The sequence below is a fragment of the Bacillus sp. AC266 genome, from assembly GCF_979253805.1.
Map to the genome: position 1 here is coordinate 31,001 of NZ_CEEDEC010000008.1, position 17,002 is coordinate 48,002.

General features: G+C 36.2%; 15 protein-coding genes and 1 riboswitch. Of the genes, 11 read left to right on the plus strand and 4 right to left on the minus strand.

Going from position 1 to position 17,002, the window contains the following annotated elements; all coding sequences use genetic code 11:
• Nucleotides 1–103: 103 nt before the first annotated feature.
• A complete protein-coding gene (locus AC0IXC_RS25160) occupies nucleotides 104–586 on the minus strand; it encodes a MarR family winged helix-turn-helix transcriptional regulator (RefSeq protein WP_000942491.1) in 483 nt (160 codons plus the stop codon).
• 230 nt (nucleotides 587–816) lie between these two features.
• On the opposite strand from AC0IXC_RS25160, the gene AC0IXC_RS25165 reads away from it, so the two are divergent.
• The 10 genes from AC0IXC_RS25165 to AC0IXC_RS25210 all read left to right on the plus strand — a co-directional run bounded on the left by AC0IXC_RS25165 (nucleotide 817) and on the right by AC0IXC_RS25210 (nucleotide 11,776).
• A complete protein-coding gene (locus AC0IXC_RS25165; RefSeq protein ID WP_002029490.1) occupies nucleotides 817–1,053 on the plus strand; it encodes a YiaA/YiaB family inner membrane protein in 237 nt (78 codons plus the stop codon).
• A gap of 141 nt (nucleotides 1,054–1,194) precedes the next feature.
• A complete protein-coding gene (gene gatC / locus AC0IXC_RS25170; protein WP_000086999.1) occupies nucleotides 1,195–1,485 on the plus strand; it encodes an Asp-tRNA(Asn)/Glu-tRNA(Gln) amidotransferase subunit GatC in 291 nt (96 codons plus the stop codon).
• Between the two features lie 14 nt (nucleotides 1,486–1,499).
• Nucleotides 1,500–2,957: an Asp-tRNA(Asn)/Glu-tRNA(Gln) amidotransferase subunit GatA gene (gene gatA / locus AC0IXC_RS25175; RefSeq protein ID WP_471653521.1), complete on the plus strand. Its 1,458-nt coding sequence runs from the start codon at nucleotides 1,500–1,502 to the stop codon at nucleotides 2,955–2,957.
• Between the two features lie 14 nt (nucleotides 2,958–2,971).
• The gene (gene gatB / locus AC0IXC_RS25180) at nucleotides 2,972–4,399 is read left to right on the plus strand and encodes an Asp-tRNA(Asn)/Glu-tRNA(Gln) amidotransferase subunit GatB (RefSeq protein ID WP_002010050.1); all 1,428 of its coding nucleotides are present in this window, start codon (nucleotides 2,972–2,974) and stop codon (nucleotides 4,397–4,399) included.
• A gap of 521 nt (nucleotides 4,400–4,920) precedes the next feature.
• Complete coding sequence (locus AC0IXC_RS25185) at nucleotides 4,921–5,826, plus strand: diacylglycerol kinase (RefSeq protein WP_002010051.1); 906 nt, start codon at nucleotides 4,921–4,923, stop codon at nucleotides 5,824–5,826.
• A 194-nt stretch (nucleotides 5,827–6,020) separates the two neighbouring features.
• A complete protein-coding gene (locus AC0IXC_RS25190) occupies nucleotides 6,021–6,767 on the plus strand; it encodes an HAD family hydrolase (protein WP_085308847.1) in 747 nt (248 codons plus the stop codon).
• Nucleotides 6,768–6,922: 155 nt separating this feature from the next.
• Entirely contained in the window at nucleotides 6,923–8,287 is a 1,365-nt protein-coding gene (gene gabT / locus AC0IXC_RS25195; protein ID WP_002140204.1) for a 4-aminobutyrate--2-oxoglutarate transaminase, read from the plus strand.
• 306 nt (nucleotides 8,288–8,593) lie between these two features.
• On the plus strand, nucleotides 8,594–9,961 hold the full coding sequence (locus AC0IXC_RS25200) for a sigma-54 interaction domain-containing protein (protein ID WP_012260236.1): 1,368 nt from the start codon (nucleotides 8,594–8,596) through the stop codon (nucleotides 9,959–9,961).
• A complete protein-coding gene (gene gabD / locus AC0IXC_RS25205) occupies nucleotides 9,954–11,405 on the plus strand; it encodes an NADP-dependent succinate-semialdehyde dehydrogenase (RefSeq protein ID WP_002091321.1) in 1,452 nt (483 codons plus the stop codon). Before AC0IXC_RS25200 ends, gabD begins: the two co-directional genes overlap by 8 nt.
• 47 nt (nucleotides 11,406–11,452) lie before the next feature.
• Nucleotides 11,453–11,776: a DMT family transporter gene (locus AC0IXC_RS25210; protein ID WP_002029495.1), complete on the plus strand. Its 324-nt coding sequence runs from the start codon at nucleotides 11,453–11,455 to the stop codon at nucleotides 11,774–11,776.
• A 40-nt stretch (nucleotides 11,777–11,816) separates the two neighbouring features.
• Here AC0IXC_RS25210 and AC0IXC_RS25215 read toward each other — a convergent pair whose 3' ends face one another.
• Both AC0IXC_RS25215 and AC0IXC_RS25220 read right to left on the minus strand, forming a co-directional pair.
• Nucleotides 11,817–13,046, minus strand: a complete 1,230-nt coding sequence (locus tag AC0IXC_RS25215; protein WP_193652534.1) for an aminopeptidase — start codon at nucleotides 13,044–13,046, stop codon at nucleotides 11,817–11,819.
• A gap of 116 nt (nucleotides 13,047–13,162) precedes the next feature.
• A complete protein-coding gene (locus AC0IXC_RS25220) occupies nucleotides 13,163–14,239 on the minus strand; it encodes a polysaccharide deacetylase family protein (protein ID WP_471653522.1) in 1,077 nt (358 codons plus the stop codon).
• Between the two features lie 505 nt (nucleotides 14,240–14,744).
• Here AC0IXC_RS25220 and AC0IXC_RS25225 point away from each other — a divergent pair.
• A complete protein-coding gene (locus tag AC0IXC_RS25225; protein WP_471653523.1) occupies nucleotides 14,745–15,452 on the plus strand; it encodes a hypothetical protein in 708 nt (235 codons plus the stop codon).
• A 46-nt stretch (nucleotides 15,453–15,498) separates the two neighbouring features.
• Here the strand turns inward: AC0IXC_RS25225 and AC0IXC_RS25230 are convergent, their stop codons facing one another.
• A complete protein-coding gene (locus AC0IXC_RS25230; RefSeq protein WP_002010061.1) occupies nucleotides 15,499–16,695 on the minus strand; it encodes a NupC/NupG family nucleoside CNT transporter in 1,197 nt (398 codons plus the stop codon).
• Between the two features lie 197 nt (nucleotides 16,696–16,892).
• Nucleotides 16,893–16,994, minus strand: a riboswitch (purine riboswitch).
• Between the last annotated feature and the right edge of the window lie 8 nt (nucleotides 16,995–17,002).

Genomic DNA, 17,002 nt, shown 5'->3' on the forward strand with positions numbered 1-17,002 from the left:
AGCAAACAAATTAGGTGGGAGGTCAACTGTCCGTAAATGCCCGATTGGTTCAACTAATAATCAGTGAGGGATGAGAAAAACCCCCACTGATTAAAGTTTCACTTTATTCAATCGGAATGTTTTTCATTTTAGGTGTAGAAACCTTTTCTTCTGTTTTTTGCTGTGACGTAGCAATGTGATTCATGATCTTTTGGAATATTTGTAGTAAGAATGCTTTTTCTTCTTCTGACAATGCATCTGTCACTAGGCTAAAGTAATGGGCCGCATTTTGTTTTACTTCTTGAACGAGCATTACGCCGTTTTCTGTTAAACGAATTAATACAATGCGTCGATCGCTTTCATTCCGGTAGCGTTCAATATATCCCTTTTTTACAAGGCGATTTACAACGCCCGTTGTTGTACTCATCGGTATATCAAGAAGATCAGCAATTTTTGTCATTGTAATATCCGTATTTCGCTCCATCCAAAGTAAACAAAATACTTCTGTCTTGGAAAGTGTTAAATCAAGGCTTACCCATTCTTCAGGATAGAAAAGTTTCTTGGCGTTATCTAGCAGTAAGTCTAAAAAATGTTCATATTGCAACAATTATTTCCACTCCCGTATATTTCGAGGTTCGTAATATTTGTTTTTATTTTATGTGGAATTGAAATAAATGTCAATGTTTTTAACTGTTTTTTCAGATTTGAAAGAAAATTATCTTCAAAATAGAAATTTTTTGTGATAGATTAATAAATAGAAAAATGATTTTACATAAAAACCCATTGTGATAAATATATTTATCTATAATAGGTGTACAGCTAACGAGGGGGAGAACGATGAGAAGACGAAATACGCAAGCGTTCACGTTTTTAGCATGGACTTCATTTGTTTGTGCGCTTTCAGGAATGCTAATTGGGATTTATACGCTAGATGAAACGCTTAGTGTAAAAGGATACTATTTAATTGGAACATTATTTTTAACGATGTCTTGTTTTGTATTACAAAAAACAATTCGTGATAATGAAGAAGATAACGAGAGATTTCCGAAAAATAAATCGTTAGATAAAGAGTAAATTGTAAAGAAAGGCATTTGCCTTTCTTTTTTTATGTAAAAATACCGTAAGTGCCGTGTGTTGACTTGCTTGAAGTACTGGAAATTTGGTATCATCAATAGTATTGTAGATTGAACGATATATTATGGAGGTGGCCTAGCCGTGTCAAGAATTTCCGTTGAGAATGTAAAGCACGTAGCACATTTAGCACGTCTTGCAATTACTGATCAAGAAGCAGAAAAATTTCAAAAACAACTAGATGCAATTGTTACATTTGCAGAACAGTTAAATGAATTAGATACAACTGATGTAAAACCAACAACTCATGTATTAACTATGAAAAATGTTATGCGTGAAGATGTGCCAGAAAAAGGTTTACCAGTAGAAGAAGTATTAAAAAATGCACCGGATCACAAAGATAATCAAATCCGTGTTCCAGCAGTATTAGAATAGAGGAGGGAATTTCGATGTCATTATTTGATCATTCTGTATCAGAGTTACATAAGAAGTTAAACAACAAAGAAATTTCCGTTACGGATTTAGTAGAAGAATCTTACAAACGTATTTCGGATGTTGAAGATAACGTAAAAGCTTTTCTTACATTAGATGAAGAAAATGCACGCGCGAAAGCGAAAGAATTAGATGCAAAGATTGGTGCTGAGGATAATGGTTTATTATTCGGTATGCCAATTGGTGTAAAAGATAACATTGTAACTAACGGTCTTCGTACAACTTGTGCGAGCAAAATATTAGCAAACTTCGATCCAATTTACGATGCGACAGTTGTACAAAAGCTAAAAGCTGCTGACACAGTTACAATCGGTAAATTAAATATGGACGAGTTCGCAATGGGTTCTTCAAATGAAAACTCAGGCTTCTACGCTACAAAAAATCCATGGAACTTAGATTACGTTCCAGGCGGATCTAGTGGTGGTTCTGCAGCAGCAGTAGCAGCAGGAGAAGTATTATTCTCTCTAGGTTCTGATACGGGTGGTTCTATCCGTCAGCCAGCTGCATATTGCGGCGTTGTAGGTTTAAAACCAACTTACGGACGTGTATCTCGTTACGGATTAGTAGCATTCGCATCTTCACTTGACCAAATCGGACCGATTACACGTACAGTAGAAGACAATGCATACTTATTACAAGCTATTTCAGGTATTGACCGTATGGATGCAACTTCTGCAAACGTTGAAGTAGGAAACTACTTAGCTGGTTTAACAGGCGATGTTAAAGGTTTACGTATTGCTGTACCGAAAGAATACTTAGGCGAAGGTGTTGGCGAAGAAGCTCGTGAGTCAGTACTAGCTGCTTTAAAAGTGTTAGAAGGTATGGGCGCAACTTGGGAGGAAGTATCTCTTCCGCACTCTAAATACGCTCTAGCAACGTATTACTTATTATCTTCTTCTGAAGCATCTGCGAACCTTTCACGCTTTGATGGCGTACGTTACGGTGTTCGTTCTGATAATGTAAATAACTTATTAGATCTTTACAAAAATACACGTAGCGAAGGTTTCGGTGATGAAGTAAAACGTCGTATTATGCTTGGTACATTTGCTCTTAGCTCTGGTTACTATGATGCATATTACAAAAAAGCACAACAAGTACGTACATTAATTAAAAATGACTTTGAAAATGTATTTACTAACTACGATGTTATTATTGGACCAACAACGCCAACTCCAGCATTTAAAGTGGGCGAAAAAGTGGACGATCCAATGACAATGTATGCAAATGACATTTTAACAATTCCAGTAAACTTAGCGGGTGTTCCAGCGATTTCTGTTCCATGTGGATTCGGTGCTAACAACATGCCACTTGGTCTACAAATCATTGGTAAACACTTCGATGAAACGACGATTTACCGCGTTGCACATGCGTTTGAGCAAGCAACAGACTATCATACAAAAAAAGCAAGTCTGTAAGGAGGCGAGCATAGATGAATTTAGAAACAATTATTGGTTTAGAGGTTCACGTTGAGTTAAAAACAAATTCGAAAATTTTCTCTGCGAGTCCAACAGAATTCGGAGCGGAGCCAAATACACAAACAAGTGTAATTGACTTAGGATACCCAGGGGTACTTCCTACTTTAAATAAGGAAGCAGTTAACTTTGCAATGAAAGCCGCAATGGCATTAAACTGTGAAATCGCAACGGAAACGAAGTTCGACCGTAAAAACTATTTCTACCCAGATAATCCGAAAGCTTACCAAATCTCTCAATTTGATAAGCCAATTGGTGAAAATGGTTGGATTGAAATCGAAGTAGACGGTAAAAAGAAACGTATCGGTATTACACGTCTTCATTTAGAAGAAGATGCTGGTAAATCAACGCATGCAGCTGACGGTTCATTAGTAGACTACAACCGTCAAGGTATGCCTTTAATCGAGATCGTATCTGAGCCAGATATGCGTACTCCAGAAGAAGCATATGCGTACTTAGAGAAGTTAAAATCAATCATTCAATATACAGGTGTATCTGATTGTAAGATGGAAGAAGGTTCTCTTCGTTGTGATGCGAATATTTCACTTCGTCCAGTTGGACAAGAGAAGTTCGGTACAAAAGCAGAACTGAAAAACTTAAACTCTTTCACTTACGTGCAAAAAGGTCTTGAGCATGAGCAAGTGCGCCAAGAAAAAGAATTATTATCTGGTGGTATCATCCAACAAGAAACACGTCGTTATGATGAAGCAACGAAGAAAACAATCTTAATGCGTATAAAAGAAGGATCTGACGATTACCGTTACTTCCCAGAGCCAGACTTAGTTGAACTTTACATCGACGATGAGTGGAAAGAAGAAATTCGTGCTTCTATTCCAGAACTTCCAGATGCACGTAAAGCTCGCTATGTTGAAGAAGTTGGCTTACCAGCTTATGATGCGCATGTATTGACATTAACGAAAGAGATGTCTGATTTCTTTGAAGCAACAGTTGCAGACGGTGCTGATGCGAAATTAACATCAAACTGGTTAATGGGTGAAGTACTTGCATACTTAAACAAACAACAAAAAGAATTAAAAGACGTTGCATTAACGCCAGCTGGCTTAGCTAAAATGGTTCAATTAATTGAAAAAGGTACAATTTCTTCTAAAATCGCGAAGAAAGTATTTAATGAATTAATTGAAAAAGGTGGAGACCCAGAAGAAATCGTTAAAGCGAAAGGTCTGGTTCAAATTTCTGACGAAGGAACACTTCGTAAGGTTGTAACAGAAATTCTTGATAATAATGAGCAATCTATTGAAGACTTTAAAAACGGTAAAGACCGTGCAATTGGCTTCTTAGTTGGTCAAATTATGAAAGCTACAAAAGGACAAGCAAATCCACCGCTTGTTAATAAAATCTTACTTGAAGAGATTAATAAGCGCTAAAAAAAGAGAAGAATTCTTATTTTTGAACGCTAAAATAGTATAGATTCTTAAAGATTAAACAGAAAAAACACCCGTATTTGGGTGTTTTTTCTGAGTTAATCAAACGTTTGTTTAAATGGTGAAAAATAATTTAAACAAACGTTTGATTAACTGTCAAAAGTGAAAAAATGTTTGTATAGCAACTATGGTATGATAGTTGCAAAAAGGTGGGAATAATGATAAATCTAGACATAGAGAGTTTTTTCATCTCATGAAATAATAGATAATTATTATTCATTATATGTAAATTGATGTGAGAGTTTTACTGCCCGTAAATAGCGGGATAAATTTCTTGGTTAAATAAAGCAAAACTATCAGGAGTGAATAGTTACTTTTGATGGGCTACACGAATCGGGTTCTTACTGCCTGTTTGAGCGGAATTAAAGAAGGATAGGAAGATGAGAGGAGGTAAGCATAGGGATACTGAATAAGGGTTCGGTGTATTCGTTTTTCAATGAATAAGGAATTTCCTGTGCTAATAAATGATGAAGCGAGCAAGAATTATTTATAATCCTACTTCTGGGCGCGAGCTATTTAAGAAGAGCTTACCAGAAGTATTACAAAAATTAGAACAAGCTGGATATGAAGCGTCTTGTCATGCGACAACTGGTCCTGGAGATGCGACTGTGGCAGCGAGGCAAGCTGCGGATCGTAAGTTTGATGTTGTTATCGCAGCTGGTGGTGATGGTACGTTAAATGAAGTAGTGAACGGTTTAGTAGGACATGAGCATCGTCCAAAGTTTGGAATTATTCCAGTTGGAACGACAAATGATTTTGCGCGTGCGATCGGTGTACCTCGTGTTATTGAAGAGGCTGCGGATATTATTTGTGAAGGAACAACGGTACCGTTAGATCTTGGTAGAGCAAATGATACATATTTCATTAATATCGCTGGTGGCGGCCGTATTACAGAATTAACATATGAAGTACCAAGCAAGCTAAAAACGGTATTAGGCCAACTTGCTTACTATTTAAAAGGAATCGAAATGTTACCATCATTACATCCAACATATGTTGAAATTGAGTATGATGGGAAGTTGCTACAAGAAGAAATTACGATGTTTTTAATTACGAATACTCGTTCAGTTGGTGGATTCGAAAAAGTAGCACCATATGCATCTATTAACGATGGATTATTTGATTTATTAGTACTGAAAAAAGGTTCTATCGCTGATTTAATTAAAGCAGCAACACAAGCGCAGCGTGGGGAACATATTAACAATCCGAAAGTACTATATACACAAGCGAATCGTATTAAAGTGCATTCACCTGATAAATTAATGATCAACTTAGATGGTGAATATGGCGGAGATGCACCAATGGAATTTGAAAATATATATCATTGTCTGGAACTATTTGTTCCTGAACATCAAGAGGATGCCCTGTAAAGGCATCTTTTTTTTGCTTTCACCTCACTATTTGCGAGCAATAAGATTCCCCCACTGATTAAAGTTTCTCTATGTGCAGATGAATTGTAAATTGTAAGTTAGTTTGATTTTTATGGTATTTTTACAATCCGTTTATTTTATATCCATATTTTATTGATACACTGGAAGAGATAAGAAATGAGAGGTAGGGTGCTATGGAGAAGGTAAAAGCAATACTATTTGATAAAGATGGGACATTAATGGATTTTCATTCAATTTGGATAAAAGTAGCTGAAGAGCTTGTTGCAGAATGTATAAATTTATATCAATTACCAGAATCAATGCAGCAGGCTTTATTAAAAGAGATTGGCGTAGATGGAGCATTTGTTCATCCGCGTAGTGCGCTCGCTGCTGGAACGAGTCTTGATGTGGCCAAGGGGCTTTGTAAGTATATTGCATCATCTAGAGAAGAAGAGATGCATCAATGGGTGAGTGAAAAGTTGTTTGCTCTTATGTACGAGCATCGTTCACATATGAGAATGACGGCAGATTTACCGAAAGTTTTACAAGCGTTAAAGGATAGAGGGTTTATTCTAGGTGTCGTTACAGCTGATGATTTCGCGCCGACAGAATTATTTTTAAAGCAATATCAATTGGAAGCTTTTTTTGATTGTGTTATAGCTTCAGATACATTTCCAGCACAGAAGCCAGATAAAAAAATTGTAGAATCGTTTTGTGAGAGATTTAATTTAGAGACATGTGAAGTAGCAGTCATCGGGGATACACCGACGGATTTACATTTAGCGAAAAATGGTGGCGACTGTTATGCGATTGGCGTACTATCTGGTACGGGTGATCGTCAAACGCTAGAACCACTTGCAGATTTAGTATTACAATCTGTTGAAGATTTAATTTCTCATTCAGGTGAGTTTATTTGGGAACAAGGAAAGTCTAATGTATAAATGAATAAGTCTCTAAGGACTCTATGTGAGTCTTTATAGACTTATTTTTTTATGCCGAGATAGTAAGAGAATGGGATGAATACTAGAAAGAGGAAGTTGGCATACATCTTGCAATATAAAGAGAAAACATTGTATAGAAAAGGATGGGGTACACAATGAACACAAAAAAATTTGCTAAAGTAAATGAACAAATTCCTGGACCGAAAGCAGCGTCTTTATTAGAACGCCGCCAAAATATAGTACCAAAAGGAGTAAGTAACGGCATCCCAACGTTTGTACAATCTGCAAATGGTGCACTCGTAACAGATGTGGATGGAAATCAGTACATTGATTTCGCAGGAGCAATTGGGACAATTAATGTAGGACACTGTCATCCAGCCGTTAAAGAAGCGCTTCATAAACAAGTAGATCAATATATTCATACTGGATTTAATGTGATGATGTATGAGCCATATATTGAATTAGCGGAAAAGCTTGCCGCAGTAGCACCAGGTAATTTCGATAAACAAGTGCTGTTTTTAAATAGTGGGGCAGAAGCGGTTGAAAATGCAGTGAAGATTGCTCGTAAATATACGAAGAGACCTGGAATTATCGCATTTTCTAAAGGATTTCATGGGCGTACATTAATGACAATGACGATGACAAGTAAAGTAAAACCATATAAATTTGGATTTGGCCCATTTGCTCCAGAAGTATATAAAGCGCCATTCCCATATGAATACCGTCGCCCAGAAGGTTTAACAGAAGAGCAGTATGATGACTTTATCATTGAAGAGTTTAAGAACTTCTTCATATCAGAAGTAGCACCAGAAACAATTGCAGCAGTTGTAATGGAACCTGTTCAAGGGGAAGGCGGATTTATCGTTCCAAGTAAGAAATTCGTTCAAGAAGTACGCAGCATTTGTTCAGAGCACGGTATTTTATTTGTAGCTGATGAAATTCAAACAGGCTTTAGTCGTACCGGAAAGTACTTTGCAATTGATCATTATGATGTCGTTCCAGACTTAATTACGGTATCTAAATCATTAGGTGCTGGTGTACCGATAAGTGGCGTGATTGGACGTAAAGAAATTATGAATGAGTCTGCACCGGGAGAACTGGGCGGAACATATGCAGGAAGCCCACTAGGATGTGCGGCTGCATTAGCTGTGCTTGATGTAATAGAAAAAGAGAAATTAAATGATAGAGCGATAGAAGTAGGGAAAGTCGTAATGAACCGATTCCAAGAGATGAAAAACAAATATAATTGCATCGGTGATGTGCGCGGCTTAGGGGCAATGTGTGCATTCGAGCTCGTTCAAGATCGCAAGACGAAAGTGCCTGATAAAACACTAGCGTCTAATTTATGTGCAGAAGCAAATAAGCATGGATTACTTCTACTATCAGCAGGAACATATGGAAATGTTATTCGTGTTTTAATGCCATTAGTGATTACAGATGAGCAACTTGAGGAAGGTTTAACAATAATTGAAGAATCATTGCAAGCTTGTTATGAGCAAGCAAATATCGCTCGTGTTTAAAGAATTGGGATAACTTAAAAAAGGGCATAAAGCTTTTCTTTTTAGGCGGAAGAGAGCATCTGGTCATGCATAGAATCGATCAGCCCCTTTTCCTGCCCCATGCCAAGCTAAAACAAAGTGAGGGTGTGGTTGCGATGGCATTCTGTATTTTTCAAGGCAGCGAATTATGTGTTGAAAAATATAAATAGATTTGTATAAATAACAAATTGAAAACATTCTAGCTTACTCTATATAAAATGCAGAAAATTCACTTTATAATAAAGGTAGTGAAGTGAATCGATGGATTTAAAGTAAGGGGTGGCTAGGATGGTTGCAGAAAAGGAACGAGTGTTGATGGATTTACAAGATGTATTTGAATATGCATTTGACGAAATTTTTGTTACGGATGATAAAGGAATCGTTGTACGTGTAAATAGCATGTGTGAAAGACATTACCAGCTCTCTGCTAAGGAATTAGTAGGAAAGCATGTAAAAGAACTACAAAAAGAAGGGATTTTTTATCCGTCTGCAACGTTAGAAGTAATTGAAAAGAAAAGGCCAGTTGAACTTGTTCAAACAACGAAATCAGGAGAGTATTTGCATGTTCGTACAAGGCCTGTTTTTGATGATGAGGGAAATTTAAGAAGAGTGATTAGTTATTCTCGTGATCTTACAGAACTCTATCAATTACGTCAAAAGGTAGAGGAAATGGATAATCAGTTAAAAACATATAAAAAAGAATTAAGAGAAACATATGAACACGAAGGACTTATTTTTAAAAGTATCGCTATGCAAAAAATAATCGAAACAATAAAAAAAGTATCAGTAGTAGATAGTACTGTTCTCGTATTAGGTGAGACTGGAGTGGGAAAAAGCCGATTAGTACGCCATTTGCATGAAGTGAGTCACCGGAAGAATGAAAGTTTCTATGAAATTAATTGTGCGGCATTGCCGACGAATTTAATCGAATCTGAGCTTTTTGGATATTCAGGTGGGTCTTTTACAGGTGCAAATCGTGAAGGGAAAAAGGGGCTATTAGAATCAGCGCATAAAGGAACTCTTTTCTTAGATGAAATTGGTGAAATGCCGCTTGAAATTCAAGCGAAGCTTTTGCAAGTATTGCAAGAAAAAACGTTTCGTCCTATAGGTGGAAGAGAATTAAAAAAGGTGGACGTTAGAATTGTAGCGGCAACAAATAGAGATTTAAGTACGATGGTGAAACAAGGAACATTCCGGAAAGATTTATACTATCGTCTGAATGTCATTCCAATTTCAATTCCGCCACTTCGGGAGAGAACAGAAGATATATTGCCGCTCATCTATCATTATTTACAGCATTTTAATAAAAAGTACGGACGTGATGTAAAGTTAGCTCCTAGTACGTTACAAATGTTTGTAGGGTACCCTTGGGAAGGAAATAATAGAGAGATTGAAAATGTAATTGAACGAATTGTTATCACTGCAGATGATTTTGTAACGGTAGAAGATTTGCCACTATCTATGCAAGAGGCCACAGTTGAACAATCCGGACAAAGTCTTTATAGAATGCTGGAAGAGGTAGAGAGAAATATTATTCTTAAAGCGTATAAAACGTATAGATCAAGTTATAAAGTGGCTGAGTTTTTACAAATAAGTCAATCTGCTGCCACTAGGAAGATTAAGAAGTTCATAGAGGAGGAAGAAAACATTGGATAAAAAAGCGACGTTCGTAAACTTAGAGAAAAAAGCGATGTATATAAATGGTGAGTGGATTACACTGCAAGAACAAATCGAAGTGAATAATCCAGCGACAAAGGAAGTATTTGCAACTGTACCAAAGGGCGGGATTACAGAGGCAAAGCAAGCAGTTGATGCTGCACATGAAGCTTTTAAATTATGGTCAAAATTAACGGCAGCGGATCGCGCAGTAAAGTTAAAAAAATGGTTCACGCTCATTGATGAAAATAAAGAAGAAATTGCAGCAATCATGACGAGAGAGCAAGGGAAGCCGTTTGCAGAAGCACTTGGTGAAGTGAATTATGCAAATAGTTTTGTTGAATGGTACGCAGAAGAAGGAAAGAGAATATACGGTGAAATGATTCCTGCTTCTCATCCGAATAAGCGTATTTTAGTTATGAAGCAACCAGTTGGGGTTATGGCAGCTATTACGCCTTGGAATTTTCCGGCTGCTATGATTACGAGAAAGGTAGCTCCAGCACTTGCAGCAGGCTGTACGGCAGTTGTGAAACCAGCGAGTCAAACGCCATTAACTGCATTGAAGTTAGTTGAATTAGCACATGAAGCAGATATTCCAAAAGGTGTAATAAATATTGTAACAGGTAGTGCAAAAGCAATTGCTGATACGTGGATGGAAGATGAGCGCGTTCGAAAAGTTTCCTTTACAGGATCAACTGAAATTGGAAAAGAATTAATGGCTAGCGCTGCGCAAACGATGAAAAAGGTTTCGCTTGAATTAGGTGGTCACGCTCCATTTATTGTTATGAATGATGCTGATTTAGATAAGGCGGTAGAAGCGGTAATTGGTTCGAAATTCCGTAACGCAGGACAAACGTGTATATGTACAAACCGCATCTTTGTTCAAGAAGAAGTGTATGAAGAATTTGCAGGGAAGTTCACAACAGCTGTAGAGCAGCTGAAAGTTGGAGATGGATTCGGCGAAGGAACAACTGTAGGTCCACTTATTGATGCGAATGCAGTTTCGAAAGTACAAGAACATATTGAAGATGCAATTCAAAAGGGCGGAGAAGTTTTATACGGTGGCCATAAATTTGCAGAGTTAGATGGTTATTTCATTCAGCCAACAGTAATTGGATTGGCAAATGACACGATGCTTTGTATGAATGAAGAAACATTTGGACCGGTTGCACCAGTTGCGAAATTTAAAACAGTTGAAGAAGTAATCGAACGAGCAAATAATACACCATATGGCTTGGCTGCTTATATTTTCACAAAAGATATTAGCCAAGCATTCCAAATTAGTGAAGCGTTAGAGTACGGAATTATCGGCTTAAACGATGGCCTTCCATCAGTTGCACAAGCACCATTTGGAGGCTTTAAAGAAAGTGGTATCGGCCGTGAAGGAGGCCATTTCGGTATCGAGGAATATTTAGAAATTAAATATATTTCGTTAGGACTATAAGTAGTATACTAGAATCTCTATAAGGTAACAGAGAAGGAGATTCTAGTATGGTATATTGGCTATTATTACTCGTAACAATTATTTTTGAAGTAGCTGGAACGATTGCGATGAAGTTATCGAACGGTTTAACAAAGCTTGTTCCAAGTGTACTTATTTTCGTATTCTATGGAATTTGTTTCAGCGTGTTTGCTATCGTTGTTAAAAAGATTAATTTAAGCATTGCTTATGCAATTTGGTCTGGTGTGGGAACGCTACTTATTACAATCATTAGTGTGTACTTTTTTAAAGAGCATATTAATTTATTCCAAGCATTTTGTATTCTCTTTATTGTTTTAGGAGTAATTGGACTGAAAGTGTCATCGGCATCATAAAAGGCTATCTTCCGGCGTGGAAGATAGCCTTTTATTTTTATTAAAACGCCCAGTTACCTTTACGGAAGATCGGCTCATGTCTTCCATCAGCTGTAATGCCGTCGATATCAAGCTCAGCTGATCCAATCATGAAGTCTTCGTGTGTAATACTAGCGTTTGCGCCATTTTCAGCAAGTTCTTCTTTAGACATTGTTTTTCCGCCAACTAAGTTAAATGCATAAGCATTTCCGATTGCAAGGTGGCAAGATGCATTTTCATCAAATAGCGTATTGTAGAATAAAATATTTGTGTTTGAAATTGGTGAATCATGAGGTACTAAAGCTACTTCGCCTAAGAAGTGAGAACCTTCATCTGTTTCTACTAAATGTTTTAAAGCCTCTTCACCAGATTCAGCTTTATAGTCTACGATACGTCCGTTTTCGAATGTTAATGTAAAGTTATCGATAATATTACCTGCAAATGCTAACGGTTTTGTGCTAGATACTTGGCCGTTCACACCTGTTTTAAGAGGCATTGTAAATACCTCTTCAGTTGGAATGTTAGCCATAAATGGTACGTTCTTTTCATTTAAGCTACCAGCACCAGCCCATACATGCTTCTCTGGAAGTTCGATTGTTAAGTCTGTTCCAGGGCCTGTATAGTGAAGAGCTTTATAATGTTTTTCGTTTAAGTAATCTACTTTTGTATGTAGTGTTTCATCATGTTCTTTCCATGCTTCCACAGGATTTTCTAAATCAGCACGAGTAGCTTTGAAGATAGCATCCCATAGTTTTGTTTCTTGTTCTTCTGGCGCTACGTCAGGGAATACTTTTGCAGCCCATTCTTTCGTAGGAACAGAAATTACGCACCAGCTTACTTTATCTGCTTGTACATAATCACGGTATACTTTCATCGCTTCTCCAGCTACTTTATGAGCTGTTGCAATTTTCTTTGGTTCTACACCTTTTAATAGATCAGGATTCTCTGCATAGATGGACATAAATGCAGCGCCTTCTTTTGCTAATTCTTCACGAGCATTTGCTTTCCAAGAAGGGAATTCAGAGAAAGCTTCTTCAGGAGCTAGATCGAACTTTAAGCGTGTTAACGTCTCATCATTCCAATCAACATATACGTGTTTTGCACCAGATTTATATGCTTTTTCTGTAACTAGGCGTACAAACTGTACAGCCTCAAGAGGTGCACTGATTGATAAAGTTTGTCCGGGTTGAATATTAACACCAACATTGACTGCAAGGGCAGCATATTTCTCTAACGTTTGTTCAAATGACATATGTATAATCTCCTTTAGTTTGAAAGATTTCTTACTATATATAATACAAGAAAATTCTAAAAATATATATAAATATAACGTAAAAAGAGAGCTCAAAATGTATTGAGCTCTAATAGTTATTTAATCGAAGAAGCAAATTGTTCTACAGTCGTTGTATGGTGTATGCGAACACGCTTCATTTTTAACAACTCATCAGGTTCACCTTTCGTAATGAATTGTCCAGGCTTCGTTGTTGTTGCAAATTGATAGTGTTTCTTTGTTTCTGCGACAACTTTATCATCTACATGACCGAATGGATAAGCAATTGCGATAACAGGCTTACCTGTTATTTTCTCTAGCTTTTCTTTTGATCCTTTTAACTCTTCATCATAGTTTGTAATTTTCGGCAAGTCTGCGTGTGTTGCTGTGTGAGATTGTACAGAAAAAATACCTGAATCAACCATTTCTTTTATTTCAGATGTAGAAAGAGCTCCTTCTACATCAACGTTATCAACAATCATATATTCTGTTGCCGCTGGTTTAAATGTATCGTCTTTTAGTTTTTGTAAAACATGAAATGCATTCATATTATTTTTCATACCGTCATCAAATGTAACGAAAATCGGCTTGTTTACTTTATTTATATCGCCCCAGCGTTCAAACGTTAACAAAGTATAACCATTTTCTTTTAAATACTTCATTTGTGCTTCAAAGTTAGCAGGCGATACGAATAAATCTTTAATACCTTGTCCATGATAATCATCAATTGCGTGGTACATAAGAACAGGAACTTTTTGCTCGAAAGTAATAGTAGATTTCGTAAGTGGAATAGTTTTTCCGCCCTCTGTTGTTCCTGTAGCTTCAATTTGATATTCACCGCGTTTTCCTTCAAATTCTTTTATATCAAAGGGAAGTGTAAATTGTTGATCTTTCTCTTTAGAAGAAAAAGATTTAGCACTTTCCTTTCCATCAGCAGTGCGCCAAATTTTATATTGTACTTCGGTTAAAGAATCTTTTATGTCTGTAATATGAATATTTGCGTTTGTAGATTCGTGCGTAATTGGATTATAAGAAATTTTACCTTGTTCCCGCACCATCTCTTCTTGTTTCTTAACCTCTTGAACCTTTTTTTCTTTTTTAGGCTCTACATTGCTAGTATTACATCCTGCTAGAATGGCAGATGTACATAAAGCAATCGCTGCGTATTTTCTCATAAAATCACCTTCTATTGTGTATTATGTTGCATGCTTACATTAAAATCCCCACCGCTATAAGAGAGGTGGGGATATACCCTTGTTCATCATATCATTTTTAGGTGAATGGTAGGTTAGTGACTTTGAATAGAGGTATTCTTGCGTTTCTTATTTGATTTGATAATGATATAACCTACTACAAAAATAAGAGGGATAATGAATACATAGATTGGCATTCCCCATACATAATAGCTTTTCATGCTTAAAACTAGTAAGTGTAAGAAGTCGAAAAGGGCGTGGGCTTTCATAATATCCTCCAATATATTTTTTGCAAATTATAACATTTTTCATTTGTAATTTGTATATTTTGGTAAATGATTTAAGTTAATTTTAAAGTAAGAGAAAGGTTTATTAATATGCAATTTTGCATATGTAGAGTAGTTTCTATTAAAATATCAGGATCTTGGACTATAATAAGAACCGCTATAAATGTAAGTAAGAATGATGTACGGAGTGGAGAACAGAAATGAAATATAAAAAACTAGTATATATCCTTTTCATATCGCTATTCATAGTCGGTTGTCAAAGTGAAGTGAGTAAAGCTAATAGTGTGGAGGAGTATATTCCATCACGCCTTATGAATGCGGAAGTTACGGCGGATATTATGACGATTGAAATGGATCGTGATACCTTAAAAAAAGTAGAGGTTATTGCTAAAAAAATGAGTGATCATGTGAAAAATGATAAAGAGTGGTATGTAAACTACATATCGGGGCATATAGATAAACAGGTGAAGCCATATCATCCTAATTTTGGTATTACAGAAGAAGAATATAACTTTTTTAGGAACGCCGTTGAGAATAGTAGTTTATCTAATACAAGTGATGGAAAACTGCAATTTAAACAAAAAAGTAACCATGAGATAGAAATTGTTTCAAGCAAAAACTTAGAGCTATTTCGAAATATAGTAATTGATACGGAGAAAAATATAGTAAAAACTTCGTTTGGAGAATGTCAGTATGTTGGAGAAGAAAAAACATCTTTGGAACAAAAGATAACGGGGCCCTGGCATGGCAAGCAATGGATGCTAAAAGAAGAAAATTTAATTTATATATTTTCTTTGGGTAAGCTTGAAGGAGAGGATAAAACCATTATTGATATTTCAGTAAAAGGTATACACGAAGGAAAACTTATTAGTAAAGAGGAAGTAATTGAATTCCGTTCTATTTCATAAGGAATCAAAAAAATCACCTTACTTAAAAGCGTAAGGTGATTTTTTATTAAATAAACAATCCAGCGATTGTTGCAGATAAAATAGAAGCAAGTGTTGATGCAAATAGCATTTTCCAACCAAATTTTGATACGATGCTTCCTTGTTTTTCAGAAAGGGCACGGATTGTACCAACAATCGCACCAATTTGGCTAATACTTGCGAAGCTAATTAAGAATACTGTAACGATTCCAACTGTACGTGGAGCTAATGTTGCAGTAGCGCCTTTTAAATCAAGGATTGCTACAAACTCGTTTAATACAATCTTCGTACCCATAATACCACCAGCTGGGATAATATCTTGAGTTGGAATACCCATTAAGAATGCGAATGGAGAAAGTATATAACCGAAGATTTGTTGTAAAGTAACAGCATATCCCATTGCACCTGAAGCAGCGCTAATTACGTAGTTTACAACTTCCATAACACCAATGAAGGCAATCATTAACGCAGCAACGATACCAGCTACTTTTAAACCATCAAGCGCACCGTTAATCATAGCGCCGATAAGGCTATCTCCGAATAGGTTTCTATCAAATTTTTGAACCACTTCGTCTTCTTTTTTCGTATCAACTGGTGTTAATAATGAACAAACGATTAAGCTTGAGAATAAGTTTAGCGGAAGAGCCGCTAATACATATTTCGCATCTAACATCATAACGTATGATGCTGTTACAGAGGCAGAAACTGAGCTCATTGCAGAACAACAAATGATAAACATACGGTTTTTATTAAAATGTTGTAAATCATTTTTAATAACGATTAATGCTTCACTTGAACCAAAGAATACAGAATTTACTGCGTGGAATGATTCAACGCGTGGTAAACCAGTAATTTTTGAAAGTGCACCGCCGACAATACGAACGATGAATGGTAAAACACCTAAATAACTAAAGATAGAAAGTAGTGCTGAGAAAAATACGATAATTAGTAATACGTTTAAGAAAAAAACAAAATCTCTTTGAATTCCATTAAAGAGAAAATCGACACCTGTCGTACCAAGTTTAATTAGTTTGTTGAAAACTTTACTAATGAAGATGATAATTTGCTGTCCGATCTTTGTGCCAAACATAAACCAACCGATTAAAATTTGGAAACTAATCATAATAGCAATTGCACGGAAGTTGATTTTACTTCTATTGTTTGACAAAGCAAAGCATAAACCTAAAACGACAAGAATACCGATAATGCTCATTACATATTGCATGTAGTTGCCCCTTTCAGAAGTTCGTATAAAGTTTTTACATAAAACGCTCGTTATATTACTAAAAATAAAGTAATGGAAGTTTCATGTCATACGTAAGATGTCTGACCTTTTTGAAAAATAAAAAAAAGACCCCTATGGATTCACTTTCATCTATGAGAGAAAGCTAATCAATAGGAGTCTTTTTTATACATAGGCTAATATTCATTAGTTTTCCCCATAGTCCAGCAATTTAAGGTTGCCGGGTAGAAACTCTCGATCCATATTATCGACTATATATGAGGTAACATCATCCGTATTAAATTAGTAG

Excerpts from the sequence above, each read along its gene's own strand:
- AC0IXC_RS25165 (WP_002029490.1), top strand. The coding sequence starts at position 817 with ATGAGAAGACGAAATACGCAAGCGTTCACGTTTTTAGCATGGACTTCA.
- gatA (WP_471653521.1), top strand. The coding sequence starts at position 1,500 with ATGTCATTATTTGATCATTCTGTATCAGAGTTACATAAGAAGTTAAAC.
- gatB (WP_002010050.1), top strand. The coding sequence starts at position 2,972 with ATGAATTTAGAAACAATTATTGGTTTAGAGGTTCACGTTGAGTTAAAA.
- AC0IXC_RS25185 (WP_002010051.1), top strand. The coding sequence starts at position 4,921 with ATGATGAAGCGAGCAAGAATTATTTATAATCCTACTTCTGGGCGCGAG.
- AC0IXC_RS25190 (WP_085308847.1), top strand. The coding sequence starts at position 6,021 with ATGGAGAAGGTAAAAGCAATACTATTTGATAAAGATGGGACATTAATG.
- gabT (WP_002140204.1), top strand. The coding sequence starts at position 6,923 with ATGAACACAAAAAAATTTGCTAAAGTAAATGAACAAATTCCTGGACCG.
- AC0IXC_RS25200 (WP_012260236.1), top strand. The coding sequence starts at position 8,594 with ATGGTTGCAGAAAAGGAACGAGTGTTGATGGATTTACAAGATGTATTT.
- AC0IXC_RS25210 (WP_002029495.1), top strand. The coding sequence starts at position 11,453 with ATGGTATATTGGCTATTATTACTCGTAACAATTATTTTTGAAGTAGCT.
- AC0IXC_RS25215 (WP_193652534.1), bottom strand. The coding sequence starts at position 13,046 with ATGTCATTTGAACAAACGTTAGAGAAATATGCTGCCCTTGCAGTCAAT.
- AC0IXC_RS25220 (WP_471653522.1), bottom strand. The coding sequence starts at position 14,239 with ATGAGAAAATACGCAGCGATTGCTTTATGTACATCTGCCATTCTAGCA.
- AC0IXC_RS25225 (WP_471653523.1), top strand. The coding sequence starts at position 14,745 with ATGAAATATAAAAAACTAGTATATATCCTTTTCATATCGCTATTCATA.
- AC0IXC_RS25230 (WP_002010061.1), bottom strand. The coding sequence starts at position 16,695 with ATGCAATATGTAATGAGCATTATCGGTATTCTTGTCGTTTTAGGTTTA.